General features: G+C 70.1%; 1 protein-coding gene. It reads right to left on the bottom strand.

What is annotated here, in order from left to right; translation table 11 throughout:
- Window positions 1-155 precede the first annotated feature (155 nt).
- Window positions 156-2,786, bottom strand: a complete 2,631-nt coding sequence (locus C1I97_RS34275) for a valine--tRNA ligase (RefSeq protein ID WP_111006894.1) — start codon at window positions 2,784-2,786, stop codon at window positions 156-158.
- Window positions 2,787-3,061 lie beyond the last annotated feature (275 nt).

Raw genomic sequence — 3,061 nt, forward strand, 5'->3', positions numbered from 1 at the left:
CGGGCTGACCGCTGGGGTCCGGGGGGAGGTCACTCACGGGGCCCAGTCTACGTACGCGGCCTGCGGGCATGCGTGCCACCGTGGCCTGTGCCCGCCCCGCGCGACCGAAGGCCCCGGAGCCCGACGGCTCCGGGGCCTTCAGCGGCGTACGGCCGTCACGCCTGCGGCAGCCGCTCCAACTGCGCGGCGATCCGCGTGATGTCCTCCTCGGCCTTGGCCAGGCGCGTACGGATCTTCTCGACCACGTGGTCCGGCGCCTTCGCCAGGAACGCCTCGTTGCCGAGCTTGGCGTTGGCCTGCGCCTTCTCCTTCTCCGCCGCGGCCAGATCCTTCGCCAGCCGCTTCCGCTCGGCGGCCACGTCGATCGCGCCCGACAGGTCCAGCGCGACCTCGACGCCCGCCACCGGCAGGGTCGCCGTGGCCGTGAAGGAGCCGCCCTCCGGCTGCAGCCGCAGCAACTGCCGGATCGCCGCCTCGTGCGGCACCAGCGCCGTACCGTTCAGCGTCAGCCGCGCCGGCACCCGCTGGCCGGGCTGGAGGCCCTGGTCGGCGCGGAAGCGGCGGACCTCGGTGATGACGGACTGGAGGGTCTCGATCTCCTTCTCCGCCGCCGCGTCCCGGAAGCCGCTGTCGGCCGGCCACTCGGCGATGACGACCGACTCACCACCCGTAAGGGTGGTCCACAGCGTCTCCGTGACGAACGGGACCACCGGGTGCAGCAGCCTCAGCGTGACGTCCAGGACCTCGCCCAGCACCCGCTGGGAGACCTCGGCCGCCTCGCCGCCCTCCTGGAAGGTGGTCTTGGACAGCTCGACGTACCAGTCGAAGACCTCGTCCCAGGCGAAGTGGAACAGCGCGTCGGACAGCTTGGCGAACTGGAAGTCCTCGTAGTACGCGTCGACCTCGGCGACGACCGAGTTCAGCCGGGACAGGATCCAGCGGTCGGTCGCCGACATCCTCGAGGCGTCCGGCAGCGGACCGTCCACCGTCGCGCCGTTCATCAGCGCGAAGCGGGTGGCGTTCCAGATCTTGTTGGCGAAGTTGCGCGAACCCTGGACCCAGTCCTCGCCGATGGGGACGTCCACGCCCGGGTTGGCGCCGCGCGCGAGCGTGAACCGGAGCGCGTCGGAGCCGTACTTGTCCATCCAGTCCAGCGGGTTGACCGCGTTGCCGAAGGACTTCGACATCTTCTTGCCGAACTGGTCGCGGACCATGCCGTGCAGGGCGATGGTGTGGAACGGCGGGGTGCCGTCCATCGCGTACAGGCCGAACATCATCATCCGGGCGACCCAGAAGAAGAGGATGTCGTAGCCGGTGACCAGGACGGAGTTCGGGTAGAACTTCGCCAGGCTCTCGGTCCGTTCGGGCCAGCCGAGCGTGGAGAACGGCCACAGGCCGGAGGAGAACCAGGTGTCGAGGACGTCGGTGTCCTGCTTCCAGCCCTCGGCCTCGGTACCGGGCGGCTCCTCGTCGGGTCCGACGCAGACGACCTCCCCGTTCGGCCCGTACCAGACGGGGATCCGGTGGCCCCACCACAACTGCCGCGAGATGCACCAGTCGTGGAGGTTGTCGACCCAGTCGAAGTACCGCTTCTCCATCTCCTGCGGGTGGATCGCGACGCGGCCGTCCCGGACGGCGTCGCCGGCGGCCTTCGCCAGCGGGCCGACCTTGACCCACCACTGCATCGACAGGCGCGGCTCGATGGTGGTCTTGCAGCGCGAGCAGTGGCCGACGGAGTGGACGTAGGGCCGCTTCTCGGCGACGATCCGGCCCTCCGCGCGCAGCGCGCCGACGATGGCGGAGCGGGCCTCGAAGCGGTCCAGGCCCTGGAAGGGGCCGTGCGCGGTGATGACGGCGTGCTCGTCCATCACGGTGATGGCCGGCAGGTCGTGGCGCTGCCCGATCTCGAAGTCGTTCGGGTCGTGCGCCGGGGTGACCTTGACGGCTCCGGTGCCGAACTCGGGGTCGACGTGCTCGTCGGCGACGACGGGGATGGACCGGTCCGTCAGCGGCAGCTTGATGAGCTTGCCGACGAGGTGCCGGTAGCGCTCGTCGTCGGGGTGGACGGCGACGGCGGTGTCGCCGAGCATGGTCTCGGCACGGGTGGTGGCGACCACGACGGTGTCGTCGCCGTCGCCGTACTTCATCGAGACGAGCTCGCCGTCGTCCTCCTGGTACTCGACCTCGATGTCGGAGATGGCGGTCAGGCACCGGGGGCACCAGTTGATGATGCGCTCGGCGCGGTAGATCAACTCGTCGTCGTAGAGCCGCTTGAAGATGGTCTGGACGGCCTGGGAGAGCCCCTCGTCCATGGTGAAGCGCTCACGCGACCAGGCGACGCCGTCGCCGAGACGGCGCATCTGGCCGGAGATCTGCCCGCCGGACTCGTTCTTCCACTGCCAGACGCGCTCGACGAAGGCCTCGCGGCCCAGGTCGTGCCGGGACTTGCCCTCCTTGGCGAGTTCGCGCTCGACGACGTTCTGGGTGGCGATGCCCGCGTGGTCCATGCCGGGCTGCCACAGCGTCTCGTACCCCTGCATGCGCTTGCGGCGGGTGAGGGCGTCGATGAGCGTGTGCTCGAAGGCGTGGCCCAGGTGGAGCGAGCCGGTGACGTTCGGTGGCGGGATGACGATGGTGTACGGCGGCTTGTCACTCTTCGCGTCCGCCTCGAAGTAGCCCCGCTCTACCCAGCGCTCGTACAGCGGCCCCTCTACGTCGGCCGGCGCGTACTGGGTCGGCAGTTCGGTGTCGGGCGCTGGTGGCTGCTGCTGAGCGTTCTCGGTCACGGGGCCAGTTTAGAGGTGTCACGACGCGGTCCCGAACCGCATGTGTTCTGTAACGGTGCGGGACCCCGACGACCTGCGCGCGGCGTGCCTGGGTGAGGATGTCAGGAACACATAAGCATCTGGAGGGGACCCAGTAATGAGCAGCAACCAGCCGGGCCCGTACGGCGGGCAGCCCCAGCAGCCCGGACCGTACGGCCAGCCGGGCCCCTACGGCCAGCAGCCGCCGCAGACGCCGCCCGCGCAGCCCGGCTACGGCTACCCCCAGCAGCCCCCTC

Origin of the sequence: Streptomyces sp. NTH33 (assembly GCF_003236365.1) — a bacterium.
Taxonomy (GTDB): domain Bacteria; phylum Actinomycetota; class Actinomycetes; order Streptomycetales; family Streptomycetaceae; genus Streptomyces.